Source organism: Aestuariibius insulae (genome assembly GCF_040783535.2).
Taxonomy (GTDB): Bacteria; Pseudomonadota; Alphaproteobacteria; order Rhodobacterales; family Rhodobacteraceae; genus Aestuariibius; species Aestuariibius insulae.
Genome location: NZ_JBFONW020000007.1, coordinates 79,285 through 98,080 on the forward strand (window position 1 = coordinate 79,285; position 18,796 = coordinate 98,080).

Annotated in this window: 17 protein-coding genes and 1 tRNA gene; 4 read left to right on the plus strand and 14 right to left on the minus strand. The window is 60.9% G+C overall.

The genetic code is table 11. The features are described from left to right. Window positions 1-212: 212 nt before the first annotated feature. From ychF to AAD018_RS17780, 3 genes are all read left to right on the plus strand, one after another. On the plus strand, window positions 213-1,310 hold the full coding sequence (ychF, locus tag AAD018_RS17770) for a redox-regulated ATPase YchF (RefSeq protein ID WP_367316481.1): 1,098 nt from the start codon (window positions 213-215) through the stop codon (window positions 1,308-1,310). Then, on the plus strand, window positions 1,307-2,227 hold the full coding sequence (locus tag AAD018_RS17775) for a nucleoside hydrolase (RefSeq protein WP_367316580.1): 921 nt from the start codon (window positions 1,307-1,309) through the stop codon (window positions 2,225-2,227). The genes ychF and AAD018_RS17775 overlap by 4 nt, the downstream gene beginning before the upstream one ends. 72 nt (window positions 2,228-2,299) lie before the next feature. Further along, window positions 2,300-2,389: transfer RNA gene (locus AAD018_RS17780), tRNA-Ser, on the plus strand. Between the two features lie 923 nt (window positions 2,390-3,312). On the opposite strand, the gene AAD018_RS17785 is transcribed toward AAD018_RS17780, so the two are convergent. From AAD018_RS17785 to AAD018_RS17850, 14 genes are all read right to left on the minus strand, one after another. Next, window positions 3,313-3,549: a hypothetical protein gene (locus AAD018_RS17785; protein WP_367316482.1), complete on the minus strand. Its 237-nt coding sequence runs from the start codon at window positions 3,547-3,549 to the stop codon at window positions 3,313-3,315. Beyond that, window positions 3,550-4,074: a hypothetical protein gene (locus AAD018_RS17790; RefSeq protein ID WP_367316483.1), complete on the minus strand. Its 525-nt coding sequence runs from the start codon at window positions 4,072-4,074 to the stop codon at window positions 3,550-3,552. A gap of 386 nt (window positions 4,075-4,460) precedes the next feature. After that, on the minus strand, window positions 4,461-5,228 hold the full coding sequence (locus tag AAD018_RS17795) for a hydroxypyruvate isomerase family protein (protein ID WP_367316484.1): 768 nt from the start codon (window positions 5,226-5,228) through the stop codon (window positions 4,461-4,463). Next, window positions 5,228-5,872 (minus strand): 3-oxo-tetronate 4-phosphate decarboxylase, encoded by a 645-nt coding sequence (gene otnC / locus AAD018_RS17800; protein WP_367316485.1) that lies wholly within the window; start codon window positions 5,870-5,872, stop codon window positions 5,228-5,230. The genes AAD018_RS17795 and otnC overlap by 1 nt, the downstream gene beginning before the upstream one ends. Next, window positions 5,869-7,116, minus strand: a complete 1,248-nt coding sequence (otnK, locus tag AAD018_RS17805; RefSeq protein ID WP_367316486.1) for a 3-oxo-tetronate kinase — start codon at window positions 7,114-7,116, stop codon at window positions 5,869-5,871. The genes otnC and otnK overlap by 4 nt, the downstream gene beginning before the upstream one ends. After that, window positions 7,117-8,001: an L-threonate dehydrogenase gene (gene ltnD, locus AAD018_RS17810; protein WP_367316487.1), complete on the minus strand. Its 885-nt coding sequence runs from the start codon at window positions 7,999-8,001 to the stop codon at window positions 7,117-7,119. Window positions 8,002-8,005: 4 nt separating this feature from the next. Next, entirely contained in the window at window positions 8,006-9,286 is a 1,281-nt protein-coding gene (locus AAD018_RS17815) for a TRAP transporter large permease (protein ID WP_367316488.1), read from the minus strand. Then, entirely contained in the window at window positions 9,283-9,789 is a 507-nt protein-coding gene (locus tag AAD018_RS17820; protein ID WP_367316489.1) for a TRAP transporter small permease, read from the minus strand. The genes AAD018_RS17815 and AAD018_RS17820 overlap by 4 nt, the downstream gene beginning before the upstream one ends. 60 nt (window positions 9,790-9,849) lie before the next feature. Next, window positions 9,850-10,821, minus strand: coding sequence for a TRAP transporter substrate-binding protein (locus AAD018_RS17825; protein WP_367316490.1), 972 nt, complete (start codon window positions 10,819-10,821; stop codon window positions 9,850-9,852). Between the two features lie 26 nt (window positions 10,822-10,847). Beyond that, window positions 10,848-11,846: a D-erythronate dehydrogenase gene (denD, locus tag AAD018_RS17830; RefSeq protein WP_367316491.1), complete on the minus strand. Its 999-nt coding sequence runs from the start codon at window positions 11,844-11,846 to the stop codon at window positions 10,848-10,850. Window positions 11,847-11,849: 3 nt separating this feature from the next. Further along, complete coding sequence (locus tag AAD018_RS17835) at window positions 11,850-13,787, minus strand: hypothetical protein (RefSeq protein WP_367316492.1); 1,938 nt, start codon at window positions 13,785-13,787, stop codon at window positions 11,850-11,852. Between the two features lie 12 nt (window positions 13,788-13,799). Then, a complete protein-coding gene (locus tag AAD018_RS17840; protein WP_367316493.1) occupies window positions 13,800-14,780 on the minus strand; it encodes an ABC transporter permease in 981 nt (326 codons plus the stop codon). Between the two features lies 1 nt (window position 14,781). Beyond that, on the minus strand, window positions 14,782-16,677 hold the full coding sequence (locus tag AAD018_RS17845) for a sugar ABC transporter ATP-binding protein (protein WP_367316494.1): 1,896 nt from the start codon (window positions 16,675-16,677) through the stop codon (window positions 14,782-14,784). A 58-nt stretch (window positions 16,678-16,735) separates the two neighbouring features. After that, the gene (locus AAD018_RS17850) at window positions 16,736-17,719 is read right to left on the minus strand and encodes a substrate-binding domain-containing protein (protein WP_367316495.1); all 984 of its coding nucleotides are present in this window, start codon (window positions 17,717-17,719) and stop codon (window positions 16,736-16,738) included. Between the two features lie 283 nt (window positions 17,720-18,002). Here AAD018_RS17850 and AAD018_RS17855 point away from each other — a divergent pair, with 283 nt between their 5' ends. Further along, window positions 18,003-18,758 (plus strand): FadR/GntR family transcriptional regulator, encoded by a 756-nt coding sequence (locus AAD018_RS17855; RefSeq protein ID WP_367316496.1) that lies wholly within the window; start codon window positions 18,003-18,005, stop codon window positions 18,756-18,758. The last annotated feature ends 38 nt before the right edge of the window (window positions 18,759-18,796 follow it).

Here is an 18,796-nt window from a genome sequence, read left to right on the forward strand (position 1 = left end):
CAGTTTCCGGGCGCTTTATGGATCAAGGATATCTCGCCGCATGCCTGTCTCGCAAAGATCGACCAAATCGCCAGCCCGGTTGGGCGGACTGGCGATGGATCGGCGCCTTCGGCTCGTTCCGATCCTGTTGCTGCGGAAACGTCTCGCCACTCCTGCTTGTTTTGGGCCTTCGGCGTCTCTAAGAGGCGAGCGGTATCGCGAGAGGAACGGGCATGGGCTTTAAGATGGGCATCGTGGGTTTGCCGAATGTCGGCAAGTCGACGCTTTTCAACGCGCTGACGCGGACGGCGGCGGCGCAGGCGGCGAATTTCCCGTTCTGCACGATCGAGCCGAATGTCGGCGATGTCGGCGTGCCCGACGACCGGCTTGAGAAACTGGCGGCGCTGGCCGGTTCTAAGCAGATCATTCCGACGCGCATGACGTTCGTCGATATCGCGGGTCTGGTGAAGGGCGCCTCGAAGGGGGAAGGGCTGGGCAACCAGTTTCTTGCCAATATCCGCGAGGTTGATGCTATTGCACATGTTTTGCGCTGTTTCGAGGATGACGATGTCACCCATGTGGAGGGGCGCGTCGATCCGGTGGCCGATGCTGCGACGATCGAGACCGAGCTGATGCTGGCGGATCTCGAAAGCATCGAGAAGCGGCGGGCGGGGCTCGTCCGCAAGCTCAAGGGCAGCGACAAGGAGGCGCAGCAGCAGGACCGTCTTCTGGCCGCGGCGCAGGAGGCGCTTGAAGACGGTAAGCCCGCGCGGGTCGTCGAGGTCGAGGCGGAGGATGCAAAGGCGTGGAGGATGCTGCAGCTTCTGACGACGAAGCCCGTGCTCTATGTTTGCAACGTCTCTGAGGACGACGCGGCGGAGGGCAACGCCTTATCCGCGAAGGTCGCCGAGATGGCTGCGGCGGAGGGCAATTCGCATGTCGTGATCTCGGCTCGGATCGAGGAGGAGATCAGCCAGCTTGAGGCCGAGGAGGCCGAGATGTTCCTGGGCGAAATGGGGCTGGAGGAGGCCGGGCTCGACCGGCTTATCCGCGCGGGCTATGCGCTGCTGCGGCTCGAGACCTATTTCACGGTCGGTCCCAAGGAGGCGCGCGCCTGGACGATCCGCGAAGGCACGTCGGCGCCGCAGGCCGCCGGCGTGATCCACGGCGATTTCGAGAAGGGGTTCATCCGCGCCGAGACCATCGCCTATGACGATTTCGTCGCGCTGGGCGGCGAGCAGGCGGCCAAGGAAGCGGGCAAGATGCGGGCCGAGGGCAAGGGCTATCGCGTCAAGGACGGCGACGTGCTGCACTTCCTTTTCAACACCTGATGCGGGTTCTGATCGATACGGATCCGGGCATCGACGATGCCATGGCGATCTATTGGGCCGCTGCCGCGCCCGAAATCGAGATTGCCGGGATTACGACGGTTTTCGGCAACGTCTCCTCCCGGATCGCTGGGCGCAATGCACTGCGCCTGCTTGAGGCGGCAGGGGTAGAGGCGCCCGTCGCGGAAGGAGCCTGGCAGCCGTTGGTCCTGCCGCCTTTCGAGCCGACTTGGAGGATCCATGGGCGCGAAGGCTTCGGGACGGTTCCGGCAGAACTCCCGGCGGGCAAGGTCGTGGACGAGGCGGCGGACGACATGCTGCTGCGGATGACGGCAGAGGCACCGGGAGAACTGACCCTCGTCGCGCTGGGCCCGCTGACCAATGTCGCCTCGGCACTCCGCCGCGATCCGGATTTTGCCGGGCGGCTGGCCGGACTGGTCATCATGGGCGGATCGGTGGATGCAGGCGGGAACATCACGCCCCATGCCGAGGCGAACCTTTATCACGATCCCCATGCGGCCGAGATCGTCTTTGCCAGCGGCGCGCCGATCCGGATGGTGGGGCTCGACGTGACGCATCAGATCCTCTGCGCGGCGAGCGATTTTGCCAATATCGCGCATCGCTCGCCTGTGATCGGCGGACAGATCCAGGAGATGAGCCTGCATTATCTGAAGTTCTACGAAAGTGTCGGTCGGTTCGATGGTTGCGCCTTACACGATCCCGCCGCGATGATTGCCGCTGTTGCGCCGGATCTCTTTGAATGGAGAAAGACGCCGATCCGTGTTGTCACGGAAGGCGAGGCGTCGGGGCGGACCCTGGCAGATCCCGCCTGCGGAGCCCCGCCGGTCGCAGTGGCGATGGGCGTCGATGCGGACGCCGTCCGTCACCGGTTCATCGAGACGCTTGCGATGTTGCCCTAGGCGCCGTCTTTCGCGCGACAAGATGCTTTGAAGGGTTGTCCCCCGCCCCCAGTTGCAGATAGACGGGTCAGCGGAGACGTGGCCGAGTGGTCGAAGGCGCTCCCCTGCTAAGGGAGTAGGCGGGAAACCGTCTCGAGGGTTCGAATCCCTTCGTCTCCGCCACCCACCAATTTTGTTATTTCGATCCCATATAGTGCGGCCGCTTATGGGGCTGTCTACGTTGTTTCATATGCAGTTATTGCTGTGATCAAGATGCCTTCGATTCTGTTCCTTGCGTGGTAAGGAACATAGCGTTTGCATGGCTCTCTATGGCTGCAAACTGGGCAACAATCCCGTACGAACTCTTGGGCGGTGAAGGCACGGTAATAGTACCGGTCTCTCACTTATAGTTGATCCAGGCTGTGAGTCATGCGCGTCGAGGTAGACAGACAGCGTAACTGTGAGGGCAAGCCGCTCCATACCGGCTTCGGGCTTGATGGGGTGGATCTCGTCATTCTGAAACAGGCCTGTGACCGGATCTTTGAGCATCGTCACATGGCGACGCAGAACATCAATCCGCGCTATAATACGCGGCGTAATATGCCATGCTTTGAGGAGGTCGCCCGACAAGTCCACGTCAAGCGACGGCCTATATAGAAGAATCCCAGACACGGGCGGCCGCGGGTCAACACGCTGGCGGAGCATGCTTTTCTGAAGACAGGGCGAATGCAGGCCGATGCGATCAGGCAGCCGGGAGTGATGATTTGCCTACCGTCAGCATTTCGGAACTGGGAAGCGGCAGAGGCCGATGCGGCTAGGGAGATCGCTGAAAAGAGCTTAGCGCAATTCAAGGGGACAAGTGTTGGGCGTGCCTACGCACGGTCCGATCTATTGGAGAGACGCCGTGCAATAACGGGGTCTTCGCGGATGTCCCGCCTCGGCTTTATGCAATTTTATAGTGGCTCGGCTCCCGCTGTAGGTGCGTTCGGAAAATCAGACGGAGTGCTACGCATAGGTCGGACCGCATCATCTGGCTGTTTCACTAGAAAGCTTTCAAGTGAAAAGGTCGCGGACGTTTCTCGCTGTAGTTCCTTCATCGGCACTTTTTAGTCGTGCGGGATCAAATCGACTTTCGCGTCCACATCAGCAATAAAACCGGGAAGCATATCGGCGAACACGAGGTCAGGTTCGCCAGCAATCATCGCAGCTTCTGCGGCCTCTGCCAGTGCATCGAGCCCCTCACCGTAGAGAATGATGATCTCGCCGCGCTCGGTAGGTTCATAGAGATGCACAAGACGCAGCGTCGTGAGCCAGGTGGGCAGACGGTAGCCCGCTTCCTCCACCTACTCGCGGAAAGCGGCATAGTCCGAGCCGGGCCGGATCGTGCCCTCTACCGTGTTGTCACCGCCGGGCCGCACATGCATTTCGATCCCATCTATAATAACAATATCGGGGTTGCTTTCGGCATAATCGTAACGCCCTGGCGTATCCGGCAGGTAGGACTCGAATTGGATCCAATAGAAACGCTCGATGAGATCGTAGGGATCGACTTCGGCGTAAACATGGATTTCCGCGTCGAAGGCTGCGTTTATAAGGATGCGCCGCGCTCCGAGATACTTCGCCTCCTGCGGAACAACGACAGTCATTGCTGGATTGGCCTCGCTGACGATCCGGTTGCCTTCTACTTGCCGCTCGGGAGCTGGAAGGAGGACCTTATCATCCGCGTGCAAGGTTGCCGGCGCTCCTGCGATGATGATGATGATGAGCATACTGAACGCGCGTAAGCCCGCTTGCCAGATAGAGGTAAGGCAACCGACGGGTCGCAAGGTCATACGAGTTTCTCCTATTTGCATGCTCACGTAGATCACCCGCCGACCGTAGCATCATCTTGCGAGAGAGGTGGAGCGTTTTGCAGGGCAGTCCGACCAGTAGGGATATGCTCCTAAGACGCAGCGAAAGCCCGCACCTCCATCTCCACCGATCTCCGACGCCTTTTCAATCTAGCGCTTGCACCGAATGTCTCCGTGGCCGGACAGGCCAGGCCGCATCGCAGCAGAGATGCGCTGCGCTCAAGGTCTGGTTTGGGCGGAAGTGAATCTATTCATGCTTAGTCGGTGGCACGTGGCGCTGCTGTCGGCAGTATTAGCTATATCGGGAAGAATCTATCGGAAGGGTCAGATGCAAAGCTTACGCTTAGATCAAGCTCATACCAGATGCGGGTGGTGCCGCGCGGAATAACGCATCAGTCCAATGCTTATCCCCGAAACCGGTTCAGCCAGCCGAGCCCTTCGACGGTCGTTTTCCGAGGCTTGTATTCCGCCCCTACATAGCCGTCGAAGCCGAGACGCTCCAAGTGGCTCATCAGCCAAGCATAGTCGATCTCTCCGGTGTCCGGCTCTCCTCTATCATGAGCCGCCGCGATCTGGATGTGACCGATCATTGGCAGCAGCCGTTCGATGGATGCGGCCAGATCACCTTGCATGATCTGCATATGATAGCAGTCGAACATGATTTTCAGTTCGGGCCGGTCCAGCGCCGTCAGGATCTCTTCGGCATGGTCTGTGCCCGACAGGTGATAGCCGGGCACGTCGCGCGTGTTTATGGGCTCGATCAAAACCGTCATTCCATGAGCGCTTGCTAGATCGCAGGCGTGGTCGAGATTGGCCCTAAATTGATCTTCGGCGGCGTGTCCACCATCGGTCAGACCCGCCATGACATGGATGAATGTTATGCCAGTCGCAGCGGCAAAATCCACTGCTCGGCCGATTTCGGCACGGGCCTCTTCGGCCCGGTCAGGCAAGGCGGCAAGGCCGAAATCACCCGCGTCTCGGTGGCCCGGCCAAGTATTGAGCGCCAGCATTTGCAAGCCTGTCTTGTCCAACGCGGCCTGTAGATCCTCAGGCGGCGTGTCGTAAGGGAAATGACATTCGACAGCATCGAACCCGCCGTCTTTGGCGGCCTTAACCGCATCAGGAAGCGACAGGTCGGTATAGAGAAAGCCCAGATTGGCAGAGAATCGCATCAGTCCCACTCCAGCTTAAATTTACGGACCACGGCATCGATCTGATCGTGCTTCAGTGGAACGGCTTTTGTTCCCCTCAGAAGCAAGGCAAGTTTCGCTGTCTCTTCGAGCTCCTCCATTGCAAAGATCGCGGCCTCCAGATCGCTGGAGGCGACGACCGGACCGTGATTGGCAAGAAGCACCGCCGAGCGGCGCCCGCCAAGGCTGCGCACGGCATCGGCCATCGCCGGATCGCCCGGCACGAAAAACGGCAGAAGCGATACCTTACCGACGCGCATCACGGCATAGGCGGTCAATGGCGGGATCGCGTCATCGGGATCGGTTTCGGGCAGCATCGACAGTGCGACCGAATGAGTGGAATGCAGGTGAACGACCGCGCCGGCGCCGCTTCGTGTTTCATAGAACGCCGAATGCAACGGCATCTCCTTGGTGGGAGGATCACCGTCTATGTGGCGACCTTTTGCATCAAACCGCGACAGCCGCGCGGGATCCAGACGGCCGAGACTGATGCCTGTGGGCGTCACCAAAAGGCCGCCGTCCTCGGTCTGCACCGACACGTTACCCGACGCGCCGCCAGTCAACCCGCGATCGAAAAGCGAGGCGGCCCAGTAGCACACATCCTCTCGCAATTTGCTTTCGCTCATGTTCCCTCCAATGTGGCGGCGGCCTTAGCGAAGAAGTCCGGCCCGCCGAAGTTTCCGGATTTGAGAGCCAGAACAAGATCCGGACCGGCGCGCATGACAGGAACGCCGGGGTCAATCTCTGGTCCGATCTCTAGCCTGTCCAGCGACAGCCCCTCTACCACGGCGCCAGATGTCTCACCGCCCGCTGTTATAAGCCGCGTCGTACCGCCTTGGACCAGAAGGCGAGCCGTCTCGGCGAAGAGGGCTTCTATCGCCGTCGCGGTGGCTTCGGATCCGTGACGGTCTTGGGCCGCGCGCACCTCGGAAGGATCGGCGGAGGTGTAGACCAAGGGAATGCCGGATTTCGAAAGAGCCCAATCCGCCAGGTCCTGCGCAGTAGCTGCCCCTGACATCACATCGTCTGCCGCGACCTCGCGGGACGGGTTCGACGCCTGGTGCCGCGCAATCTGCGCCCGCGTGGCTTTCGAGCAGGAGCCGGAGAGGACCGCGACCGGTCCCGTCTGACCAGCCCACGTGCCCCCGCTTTCTGAAAGCAGGCGCTTGTTCCGAAAGACGTCCGGGAGACCTATGGCGATACCCGATCCGCCGGTCAGGAGGGGCAGCCCATCGGCGGCTTGGCCCAGTGTGACAAGGTCGCTGTCATGGATCGCGTCCGCCACAATCAGCCGGTTGCCGCTATCCTGAGCCCTTTGCAGCGCTTCGCGCACCGCCTCTGGTCCGCCTGCCACGATTGCGGAGGGCACATGCCCGACCGTGCCGTCTATTTGATGACCAAGCCAGCGCCGGATATCGGGATCGGTCATCGGTGTCAGCGGATGGTTTTCCATGCCGCTTTCGTTCAACAGCCGGTCTCCGACAAAGAGGTGCCCCTGAAAGACAGAGCGGCCCGTTGCAGGAAAAGCGGGACAGACAATGACCTTTTCCGCAGCAAGCGCGTCGGCCAGAGCCTCAGCGACCGGGCCGATGTTGCCCTCTGCCGTGGAATCAAACGTTGAGCAATACTTGAACAGGAACTGGTGGCAGCCCTGATCCCTGAGCCAGTCAAGCGCTTCGAGCGATAGACTTACCGCGTCGGCCACCGGGATGGACCGCGACTTCAAGGCGACGATGCCCGCCTCCACATCGGACGCGGCAGGTCCCTTCGGAACGCCGACATACTGGGCGCATCGCATGCCGCCCTTCGTCAGGGTATTACCCAGATCGGATGATCCTGTGAAGTCGTCGCCGATGCAACCAAGCAGCATCTATCGTTCTCCAGGCAATGTGATCCCGCCCCGGCTTGCCGCATATTTCGCGACCGCCGCATCGTCCTGCTGACCAAATCCGGCATCGGAGGCATCGCGGAACTGGGACAGGGCCGACGCGGCCACGGGGACCGGAAGGTCGGCCGCTCTGGCAATGTCGGTCACGATACCTAGGTCCTTGAGCCATATGTCGAGCTTCGAGAGGGGCGTGTAATCACTCTGAACGACATGGGGCGCACGGTTTTCAAACATCCAAGACGTACCGGCCGAGGCCGATACCACCTTGACCACCTGTTCGAGATCAAGCTTCTGCGATGCGGCAAAGGCCAAAGCCTCTCCCATCGCGGCCACGTGGATCCCCGCCAGAAGCTGGTTCACCGCCTTCATGGCGGATCCGGCCCCTGCGGTATCGCCCATGCGATGGACCGTTTCGGCCATCGCATCAAAAAGCGGTGTCGCGGCCTTCAATGCTTCTGCCTTGCCGGACACCATCATCGATAGGGTTCCCTCAGCCGCCTTGACAGCACCGCCGGAGATCGGTGCATCAACGTAGAGCTGACCAAGATTGTTGGCTTCGGCTTCCATCTCTGAGGCGAAGGCAGGCGAAACCGTCGCGCAGGAGACGATCACACCGCCTGGCTTCAGTCGCAGCGCAAGCGCTTCATCCGCAAACAGGACAGACCGCGTCTGTTCTGCATTCATCACGACTGAAACAATGGCGTCCGCAGGCGGTGCGTTGCCCTGGAGTGGATGCCCGCCTGCCTCGTGTAGCGAGGCGACACGCTCCGGATTGTGGTCGAGAAGATGAACCTCGTGCCCGGCATGGATTAGACACCTGGCCATGCCGGAGCCCATGGACCCCAGACCAGCGAAATAGACGATCATGGCGCTATCCTCCAAAGATAAGGTTGACCGGCGCAAGGGTGATCGCCGGAACGTAAGTGATGACCAGCAAGGCCGCGAAGACGGTCAGAACGAACCAGATCAGCTGCGGGATGATCTTCTCGACCGGCAATTCCGCCACAGCGCAGGCGGCAAACAGATTGACGCCTAGAGGCGGCGTAATCATCCCGAGCGCGAGGTTGACCACGATGATGAGACCGAAATGGACTGGATCCACGCCATAGGCGATGGCGATCGGTGTCAGGATCGGAGCCAGAACGAGGATCGCTGCGGATGTCTCAATGAACATCCCGACGATCAAAAGCAGCAGGTTAATGGCGAGCAGGAAAGCGATCCTGCTTTCGAAGACCTCTCGGAACCAGGCCGCTATCTCGTTCGGCAGCCCGGAACGAGCGATGAGAAATGAGAACAGCGCCGCGGCCGAGATGATGATCATGATCGCCGATGTCGAGATCACCGTCTTCTTGAGGATATCCGGCAGATCGGACAATTTCAGCTCGCGGTAGAGCCCCATCCCGACGATAAGCGCTGCCGCAACGGCGGCGGCGCTGGCCTCAGTCGGCGTGAAGATGCCCGAATAGATCCCGCCGAGAATAACCACCGGAACCAGCAAGGCCGGAATGGCGGAGACGAGCGCGACCCGCAGGCTGGCACGGTCGCGACCATCGTCCTTGCCGATGCCGCGACGACGACAGATCACCAAAACCAGAGCCATCAGCGCGCCGGCCACGACAAAGCCCGGCCCAAGCCCCGCCACGAAAAGCTTACCGATCGAGGTATCGGTGGCGACGCCATAGAGGATCAGTGGGATCGACGGTGGTATCAGAACCCCAAGCTCTGCCGAGGAGGCCTGGATCGAGGCGGCAAGCGGCTTGGGATAATTGTGCCGCACCATTGCGGGGATCAGGATCGCACCGATGGCAAAAGTGGTGGCGACGGAAGAGCCGGAGACAGACGCGAACAGCATGCATGTCAGAACGCAGGTGCAGGCCAGCCCGCCCTGAATGCCGCCGACAATGGATTTCGCCAGTTCCACCAGTCTGTGGGATATGCCGCCCGCCGACATGAGATTCCCGGCAAGGATGAAGAGGGGGATCGCCATCAGCGGAAAGCTGTCGATGCCCGTGAACATTCGCTGGGCAACCAAAAGGAGCGGAAGACGGCCCTGCGCCTCGATGCCTATGACGGACGCCAGACCGATCGACACGGCGATGGGAACGCCCATCAGGAACAGGATCGCGAGCGAAAGACCCAGCGTGGTGTTCATTGGCTGGCTTCCGCATCATGGGGGGCGGGCCAGTCGCCTTGGAGGCCCCGGACCATCGAGGCCAGAATGGCGATTATGATGAAGACGGATCCGATAGGCAGCGCTGCATAGACCCAGGCTATCGACATCTCGAGCGCGGCAAGGCGCTGGGGCACGACGCGAAGCGTCATGGCCCAGCCTTGCCAGAAGAGGACCGCGAAAAAAGCGAGCGATGCGACATTCGAAATCACGAAAAGCGCGAGTCCAGGCTTTCGCGGCAAGGCGGTCTGAATGACCTCGACCGAGATCATGGCGCCATGTCTGAAGGCTACGGCCACGCCCAGGAACACCGACCAGATCATCGAAGACCTCGTTATCACCTCCGACCATGTGGATGGCGCACCAAAGACGAAGCGGGTCACGACTTGATAGAGCGCCAGCGTTGCGGCGGTGATCAGAAATACAATTGAAAGTCTAAGCGCCAGCCCGGTCGTCAGGTCCTCAAATCGTAGGAAATACCGCATTTCGTTGCCTACCCCATCCGAGACGACTGGCGCGACATCTGCGCGCCAGTCGCTGGTCTGTTACTGTACGGCCTGAATGCGTTCGACCAATTCGGTCCCGTACTGATCGGTATAAACGGCGTAGGCAGGTTGCGCGAGTTCGGCGAACGGCGCCTTGTCGATGTCGGTAACAACCTCCATCCCGTTCTCCCTCAACAATGCGACGCCTGCATCCTCGAGCCGGTTGACCTCGGCGCGTGTCGCCTCGGCGGCGGCTGCCGCGGCTTCGTAGAACCAGCCTTGCTGCTCTTCGGTCAGGGCATCCAGAACAATGGGGGAGGCGAGAACCGCCGCTGGCGAATAGACATGGCCGGTCAGGGAGACATGGTCTTGCACCTCCCAGAACTTAGAGGCGGTAATGACAGTCACCGGATTTTCTTGACCGTCAACCACGCCTTGTTGCAGGGCCGTGAAAAGCTCGGGGAATGCCATTGGAGTGGGCGCGGCACCCATCTGCGAGAACGCTTCCATATGGACGCGGTTCTCCATTGTTCTGAGCTTTAGGCCGTTAAGATCTTCGGGTGTGTTCACTGGTCTTTGGGAATTGGTTACATGACGAAAGCCATTTTCGGACCAGGCAAGGCCGACCAGCTGGTTTTCGTTGATTTTGCCAAGAAGTTCCTCGCCGACTTCGCCGTCCAGAACCGCGCGTGCATGGTCGTAGTCGCGGAACAGGAATGGCAGATCGAGCGCGTAAACCTCCGGCACGAAGTTCCCGAGCGGCCCAGTCGATGTGATGACGACGTCGAGCGAGCCAATCTGCAGGCCCTCGATCATGTCGCGCTCTCCTCCGAGCTGACCTGCGGGGGCCTGTTCGCCGGTCCACTCGCCGCCCGACAGCTCCTCCAGCTTGGCGATGAAGGCATCCGCGCCGATCCCGTAGTGAGAGTCGGCGGACAGCGTGTGGCCGATGACGATAGATTGCTGAGCCGAGGCAAAACCGGCCGCCACGATGAGCGCACCGGCAATTCCGGTCATAGTGTAGTAGGTCATATCTCATTCCTCCCTGAGAATTTGGCTTACGTCTTGTGATTAGCGATGTCCGGGCGTCGCCCGTCCATTTCGTCTTCCAGGTAGACCTCTATGATCTGCCGAAAGGACGTCTCGGCGCGGAATCCCATGTCATGGGCGCGTGTGGTGTCAAAATCGCGGGGCCAGCCGGCCACGATACGGGCAACGGCTGGATCGGGCTCCCTGCGAATGAGGTTGACCGCATGATCGCCAGCCACATCGCGAAGCGCTTCAATCTGATCGGCGACGGTAGCCGATACGCCGGGCATTGTCATGTTACGCCGGGTCCCGAGCCTGTTCGTGTCCATCGTTGCCGCATGTTCGATGAAGCCCACGGCCGCACGCGCGCTGGCAAACCAGTGGCGCACGTCGTCATCGACCGGCAGAACCGCCTCCTGCCCGTTCAGCGGCTCGCGCAGGATGCCAGAGAAGAAACTTGAGGCTGCCTTGTTCGGCTTACCCGGCCTGATGCAGATCGTTGGAAAGCGAATGCCCACGCCATCGAAAAATCCGCGCCTTGTGTAATCGTCGAGCAGTAGCTCGCCCATTGCCTTCTGCGTTCCGTAGCTGGTGAGGGGCGTCAGGTGGAAATCGTCCCCGATCCGAGGCGGGAACGGCGCCCCGAAGACAGCGAGCGAGGAGGCATAGACGACGCGGGGCGCATAGCTTTCATCCGTTCGGATCGCGTCGAACAGCGCGCGCGTTCCGTCCAGGTTGACGCGGTATCCCTTGTCGAAATCCGCCTCTGCTTCCCCCGAGACGACGGCGGCAAGATGGACGATTACATCCGGCCGTTCTGCTATCAGCCTTTCGGCTGTCCCGGGTTCGGAAAGATCCGCCGATAGCGCGGTCCGCTCTCCGGCAAAGTCCGTCGCGGCCTCAGGTTCGACGACGTCGACCAGGGTCAGCCTGTTGACCGGACGCTCTCCGATCTTGCCGGTCCGGGCGATCCGTTCTGCCAACTTCCGGCCGATCATGCCCGCGGCGCCGATGATGGTGATGTGCATAGATCAGCCTTTCATGAGGATGCGAGCAATTGCAAAGCTGTCCAATGTCATGACGGGGTCGCGCCCGGTGACATGGTCGAGATAGTCGGATGCCGTAGCGGCTTCTGCAAAGCTGGACGCGTCAAGGACGGCGACCTCGACCGGCTTGGGGAACCTCACCTCGACCGGATCCGGGGTCATGTTGGCGGCCCAGATTTCAATTCCATCAGCCATTTGCACAGCGATGGCAGAGAGGGGTCCGGATGCAGATAGATTCAAACCCAGCCGTGGCGCGCCCTTGAGTCGCGAGAGGCCCCGAAGGACGGCATACACAGGATAAAATCCGCCGTTTCCATCATACCAAGGCTCTGGATCGTCACCCCCTGCGGAAAGGACGCCAAAGGGGCCGGTCGCGCCGCCGATGGCTATGGCGGATGCTCCACCGGCCGCGAAATCCGCGATATAGGCAAGCGTCCAGGCCGCCCCCAGCAGACCCCGTTGCCGGGGATCGTTCCGGTTCATCGCTTGGCGAATATTGTCGGGATTGTCCTTTGCCGCTTCGCCATAGGGATTGTCGCGCACCCCAATTGCGGAGGGTCCCACCGCCCACGGAGTGCCATCCGCTATCTTGGTGACCGACGCTGCGACGGCGCCGTGCGCTTCGCGGGTTTCCAGTACCGACCGGTCATCACCGGCATGAACCATTGGCGATGTCGTGAAGCTGACAAGGTCGAGTGTTCCCGAAGGTGGCGGCTTTCGGTTCAGTTCGGTGAAGTAGCTGAACATGCCGCCTCCGATGCGAGCGCCCGGAAATGCGGAACGTGCCGCCTCGTAAAGGGCAGCCGCATCTGGCGTGTCCGGCCAGACCGACCCGGGAAGCGTGCATTTGAGGTCCGGCGCGGGCGACACCAGAACGGTGTCGAAGGGGCGTCCCAGCGCAGCGGCTGTTTCGCCAAGGGATTGCAGTTCAGCCCGCGCGCCCGCGTCATCCGTCGCCTCTATGACCGCTTCCAGCCAGGGGGGCGCTCCGATTGCGTTCGCGACATCCAGCATCGCCTCGAGCGAAGCACGATCATGCCCTGTCCGGGGATCATGGTGAAGGACGATATAGGCAGGCGAAAGCTCCTTCAGAGCCTTCGCGGCGCCTCGGGTGGTTTTCGTATTCTCGGGTCTCAGCCCGAGGCCCAAGGACGGCATCTCTCCAGAGATTGACCCGGGGTACAATTCTACCGTCCCCGAATGTCCACTTGCGGAAGTCTCACCGCTTATGATCACCGTGACAGTCTGGTCGATCACATCGTCGGGCCCGATCCTGTAAGGCCAGGGCAGAGCCAGCGGGCGCACATATGTCTTGTAGGAGGCATCGGTCCAGTTGCGCTGATCCTCCATCTCGTAAGTGTCGCCTTCCATCACGACCCGGACGGTTAGACCGCCGGGCGTTCGGTGAGTAAGGGCGCGCAGATCCATCATTGGCTGGATGGGGTCTATGATCCGGGGGAAACGGTCTTCGACGATCCGCTTATCCGTATGCTCGATGGTGACCGGGGCGCCCGCGATCCCGTCAATCGGGTGCAGGATCACGAAACCGGTGCGGTTGGTCTCAAAGCCCGTCTGGGTTGTTCCGCGGCCATGGAATGTCAGCGTTCCGTCCGATCCGCCCTCGATCCGGGCCTCGTAGATGAACGTCTCGTCCTTTCCCTGAACCTCTGCACGCAGCGAAACCTGAAAGACATCCCCGTCCTCTTCTATCTCCAACTTAGATATCTGCGGGGCATAGGTGCCCCAGTCCCTGTCCCGCACAATGAAGGAGATCGCGCGCAACACCTCCTCCCCGTCCCAGCGGATGTAGCGCAAGTTGCCTGCCTCAAGCTCTGCAGTCAGCTTTCCCGCGGTCAGAAGGCGCGGCGCTGGCACCGCTTCTTCGGTTCCATAAAGTGCGATGGCCCGCGAAGGATTTGACATGACAGGTTCCATTCAGCTGCGATTTGACCGCCAATTGATCAGGCGTTCGGCGAGAAGGGCGAGAATGATGATCGATCCGATGGCGGTGCCCTGCCAGAAGGGTGAAACCCCCATAAGGTTCAGGCCGTTGCGGATCATCACCATGATGAGAACTCCAAGAAGCGTGCCGATGATTGATCCGCGCCCGCCGTAAAGACTGGCGCCGCCGATCACGACGGCGGCAATAGCATCGAGTTCCAGCTGGTTTCCTGCCAAAGGATCGGCCGACATGATCTGCGCCAGCGAAAAGGTGACGGCGACCGCTGCCAGGGCACCAGAGACGACGTATGGCATGATCGAATAGGACAGGGTCGGCAGGCCGGCGGCGCGCGCGGCCTCGATATTCGACCCGATGGCATAGATGGTCCGTCCCCCTTTCGTATAGGTCAGATACCCCCAGGCCAGAAGATAGAGACAGATCAGGAACAAGACATTTGCCGGGATGCCGAGGAAGGTCGAATAGACGATGGCTTCCAGATCTGGAGGCAGGCCCGAAATACTGCGCTGCCCGGAAAAGATGAAAGACAGGCTTCGACCGATCGCCATGACGCCAAGCGTCACGACGAACGGCGCCAGACCGAAGACGGCGATAAGCACCCCCGAGAACAAACCGATCCCGGCGCCGGCCAGAACGGCAAGGGGGATCGCGACCGGGATCGGCATGATCTGCAGGGCCTGCGCCAGGATCACGCCGGTCAGGCCAAAGACCGCACCGACCGACAGGTCGATCCCGCCGGTCAGGATCACGAAGGTCATGCCGACTGCGACGATACCGATGACGACCGATTGATCGAGAATGTTAAAGATGTTCCGCTCGGTCAGAAAGAAAGGTGACGAGAAAGACAGGACGATCGCCAGCAGCAGGGCAAGGCCCAGCATCCTGATCTCAAGGCTGCGCAGGATCTTTCCTGTAATGGACGGCAAGCGTGACTGCGACGATGCGGAGTCTACCATGTCAGCTCTCACCCTTCGTCAGATCCTGAATGCGGGTGCGGATCGCCGCGGGATCCGGCAGGGTCTCTGCCCCGGACAGCGTCAGCCCGATCCATCCCAGATCGTGGCCGCGCCGGTCGGTCATCTGAGACAGAAGCGTCCGTTGGCCTGCCGCTTCGACGACAAAATCGTCGCTGCGCTTTCGGATCGCGTCGGCAATGTTCGTTTCATCCGCCATCGCGGCTTCACCGGGTGTTAGCCCCGAAAGCCGAGCCCCTGACTGCGCCAGGCAGATCGCTTCTTCTTTATCGAGAAGGGTCCAGAACGCATCCCCGCCATGGACTTCTGAAAGTTCGTCGAGCAAGGCCTGGTTGCGTCGGGTCGAGCTGCGCGGTGCTGCGAGTAAAGTCAGTTTTTCCTCCGTTAGGCGCTCTGCGGACAGATCCGCGATGCTAACTCCGTCGGAGACGACGACGATCCGTTCAGCAAGACCTAGAAGTTCTTCGAAGTCCGACGAGATAACGATCACGGCAAGTCCGTCATCGGCTGCATCCTGAAGGATCCGGTAGATGGACGACCGCGTGCCGATATCGACACCTTTGGTCGGCTCGTCGAGGATCAGGATATCCGGTTCGGTCAGCAGCCAGCGCGCGATGATGATCTTCTGCTGCATCCCGCCGGAATAGTTCAGAAGGCTTGTGTCCAGCCGGTCTACAGGGAGCCCTAGATCCGCCAGAAGCGAAGCGGCTTTCTCGGCCCTTTGGCCGTAGCCCCGCCAGAATCCGCGGTGCTGGCCCATCTGGGCGAGAAGCAGGTTCTCGCACACCGAAAGATCGGGGACGATATTTTGCGCACGGCGATCCTCGGCGACGAACCCGAGACCCGCGCGGACGGCGTCCGACGGTTTTCGTAACCGGACAGTTTCACCGCGCACCATGATCCGGCCAGCCTGCCGGGCGCGCAGACCCCAGATCGCCTCCATCGCCTCGGACCGTCCGGCGCCGACCAGCCCGCCAAGACCGAGGATCTCACCGGAGCGCACCGAGAAACTCATGTCTCGAACCCAAGGCAACGCCTGAAGTCCCTGGACCTCAAAGACAGTGTCGCCAACGTCGTTCGGCGCGTTTCGACGAGGCGAATGGATCGCACCGATATCCCGGCCGACCATATGGTGAATGATGTCGCCTTGCGTCAATTCCGAGGTAACGAGGTCTTCGGCAACGGCGCGCCCTTCGCGCAGGATCGTGACGCGATCGGTGATCGAGAACACCTCTTCGAGCCGGTGCGAGACAAAGGCCAATGCACGGCCGTCGGCCCTCAGGCGATCCATGATATCGAAAAGCCTGTCTACCTCGGTCGCAGAAAGCGATGCCGTGGGTTCGTCGAAGATCACCAGACGCGCGTCCAGAGCCAGCGCCTTGGCGATTTCGACCAGCTGGCGCTGGGCCGCCGATAACGATCTGACCTCCGCATCGAGCCGCAGGACATGCTCGTGCCCCAGACCGGACAGAAGCGTATTTGCCCGCTGGCGCATCCCGCGGAACGACAGGCGCCCCGGGGTGGCCAGATCGGGCAGAAAGATGTTTTCGAGAACCGACAGATCAGGTGCGAGCGATGTTTCTTGCGCGACAAGCGCGATGCCCTGGCCCAGTGCATCGCGTGGGGACGACAAGACAAGCGGCGCACCATCGAAGACCAGCGTCCCGGCCGTCGGCTGAATATGGCCCGAGATAATCCGGGATAGGGTCGACTTGCCTGCGCCGTTGGCCCCCAGAAGACCGACCACCTCGCCTGGGCGAAGCGTCAGCGCAGCGTCGACCAGCGCGCGCGTTTTGCCGAAATGCTTCACGACACCCGTCGCCATGAGCAAAGGGTCAGCGCGCGCGGTGCTGGCGGTTTGAAGGTCGGTCTGGATCATGCTGTCATTCGGCAAGTCGCCGGGGGGGATGAAGCCCCCCGGCGCAAGGGAAGTCCGATCACTCGATCTCGTTAGCAAAGACCGTTTCCCGGATCGTCGGCAGCATCCCGTCGATATTGTCTGACGTCACGATAAGGATCGGGACGGTGATCTCTTTGTCCGGAGTGCCGCCGTCCAGATGTTCCAGCATCGCTTCTGCAGAACGAACGCCCATCAAGTAAGGCTGCTGCATTCCGGACACCACAAGCTCTCCCGATTGCAGAAGCGGGACGAATTCCGGGATGCCGTCGAAGGCGGCGACCAAAACGTCCCCGTCCATCCGCGCGGCCTTGATGGCGCGCAATGCCCCCAATGTGGGCCCGTCGGTCTGAATGAACATCCCGCCCATATCCGGATTTGCGGTGATCATGTCCTGGGTGAACTTGAACGTCTCGTCAGCCGTGTAGGCCTGCATCTGCTGAAGCCCAGCATCCCCAACGACGCCGCCGTCTGCCATCGCATCCTTGAAGCCCTTTGTCCGTGCCTGGCCATTGAGCCGGGCCTGACTGATGCCGACAATCCCGACAGTCGCCTCCGTCTTGCCTGCCTCCTGCATCGCCGAGGCGAGGGCCTCTCCCACGCCGCTGGCGCCTTCATAGTTGTTGGATCCGATAACCGAGACGAATTCACCGGAATCAGTGCCGATATCGGCAATCACCACCGGGATTCCTGCGTCCTGCGCCAATTGCAGAACCGCGGGCGCGGTCGAGCTGTCCGTCGGCGACAGAACGATGCCGGAAACGCCGCGTGCGATGGCATCCTGCGCGTTCTGAAGCTGCGTTTGCGGATCGTTCGTGGAATCGAGCGCCGCGAACCCGTATCCGTTCTCTTCGGCGACGGATTTCACACCCTCCGACACGTATCGCCAGAATGCCAGGTCCAGCCCAGGCGTCATGTAGACCAGCTCACCGTTCTCCTGCGCCTGAAGGGGCGAGGTGAAAGCAAACAAGGCCGCGGCGCATGCCGCTGAAAAAGCTCCCACAAGGGACTTGCGGTTTGTCATGAACGTTCCTCCCAATCGTATACCGTTTTCGGCTTTTGGAAGCGCATCAGCCAGCAGCTGGCGGACCGCCCCGGTATAGAAACCCCGAATTTCGGGATGTCTGGCCCAACACGAAACTCCATCAAATTGGACCACTGGTATGGACACTGGTCCAATTTGAAACACCTGTCAACATGCGCTCGGGTTGCAGCCGAACCTCTGAATGCGTTACATTTCAGAGGCTCAATTTCCGGTGCTTCTCCCTCGCGCCCATCCGTCATTTCCGAAGAAAAGGTGCCATAACGTGGTTCAGGCCAGACGACTGCAACTGGAAGATACGAAGGCGCTCATGGGGGATGTTTCGCGCCGTTCGGTGCGGGATGTGATTGCCGAAAAGCTGGCGGCCCTCGTATCTTCTGGCGTTCTGTCGGTCGGTGACGAACTTCCCAGTGAACGCGAACTGGCAGCATCTCTTTCGGTCAGTCGCGAGACCGTGCGTGGTGCCATCGCGATCCTTGCCTCGCATGGTGTCCTGCGTGTCGCCCACGGCGCCCGCACGACAGTTGCAAAAGCCGATACCCGGTCTCTTGCCGCCGGCACGCCGTCTGTCGGTTTCCACGGCTCGTACGATTTGGAAAGCGTCCATGAAGCCCGTCTGTTGGTCGAACAGCGCATCGCGGCCAAAGCCGCAAAAGGGATCGACGCGGCTGGCCTCGCTGCCTTCCGGGCCTCTATCGCGGCGCAGGAGGATTGCGGCGACGACCCCGTCCGATTCCTTCTTTGCGACCGGGAGTTTCACACGGCACTTTACCGTGCCGCGGGCAACGAGGCGCTCTTTGATATTGCGATGTCGCTATACAATCACCTTCTGGATCATCGTCGCCGGATCGTCGCTCAACCCGGGTCGATCGCTGAAAGCCTGTCGGATCACCGGTTGATCCTGCAGGCCATGGAGGCGCGTGATGCAAAAGCGGCCGAACGGGCTGTGATCGATCATGCAACCCGCATCTATGTCACGACTCGCGCGTTTCTCGACAGCAAGATTTCCCCCGACCGCTGACAAAGTCGCAGACACTTACAGAAAGAGGCGCCTGATGG

Coding starts and splice junctions, on each gene's coding strand:
- otnK (WP_367316486.1), bottom strand. CDS start 7,116: ATGCTGCTTGGTTGCATCGGCGACGACTTCACAGGATCATCCGATCTG.
- AAD018_RS17845 (WP_367316494.1), bottom strand. CDS start 16,677: ATGATCCAGACCGACCTTCAAACCGCCAGCACCGCGCGCGCTGACCCT.
- otnC (WP_367316485.1), bottom strand. CDS start 5,872: ATGAGCGAAAGCAAATTGCGAGAGGATGTGTGCTACTGGGCCGCCTCG.
- denD (WP_367316491.1), bottom strand. CDS start 11,846: ATGCACATCACCATCATCGGCGCCGCGGGCATGATCGGCCGGAAGTTG.
- AAD018_RS17795 (WP_367316484.1), bottom strand. CDS start 5,228: ATGCGATTCTCTGCCAATCTGGGCTTTCTCTATACCGACCTGTCGCTT.
- AAD018_RS17815 (WP_367316488.1), bottom strand. CDS start 9,286: ATGAACACCACGCTGGGTCTTTCGCTCGCGATCCTGTTCCTGATGGGC.
- AAD018_RS17835 (WP_367316492.1), bottom strand. CDS start 13,787: ATGTCAAATCCTTCGCGGGCCATCGCACTTTATGGAACCGAAGAAGCG.
- AAD018_RS17820 (WP_367316489.1), bottom strand. CDS start 9,789: ATGCGGTATTTCCTACGATTTGAGGACCTGACGACCGGGCTGGCGCTT.
- AAD018_RS17840 (WP_367316493.1), bottom strand. CDS start 14,780: ATGGTAGACTCCGCATCGTCGCAGTCACGCTTGCCGTCCATTACAGGA.
- AAD018_RS17850 (WP_367316495.1), bottom strand. CDS start 17,719: ATGACAAACCGCAAGTCCCTTGTGGGAGCTTTTTCAGCGGCATGCGCC.
- ychF (WP_367316481.1), top strand. CDS start 213: ATGGGCTTTAAGATGGGCATCGTGGGTTTGCCGAATGTCGGCAAGTCG.
- AAD018_RS17825 (WP_367316490.1), bottom strand. CDS start 10,821: ATGACCTACTACACTATGACCGGAATTGCCGGTGCGCTCATCGTGGCG.
- ltnD (WP_367316487.1), bottom strand. CDS start 8,001: ATGATCGTCTATTTCGCTGGTCTGGGGTCCATGGGCTCCGGCATGGCC.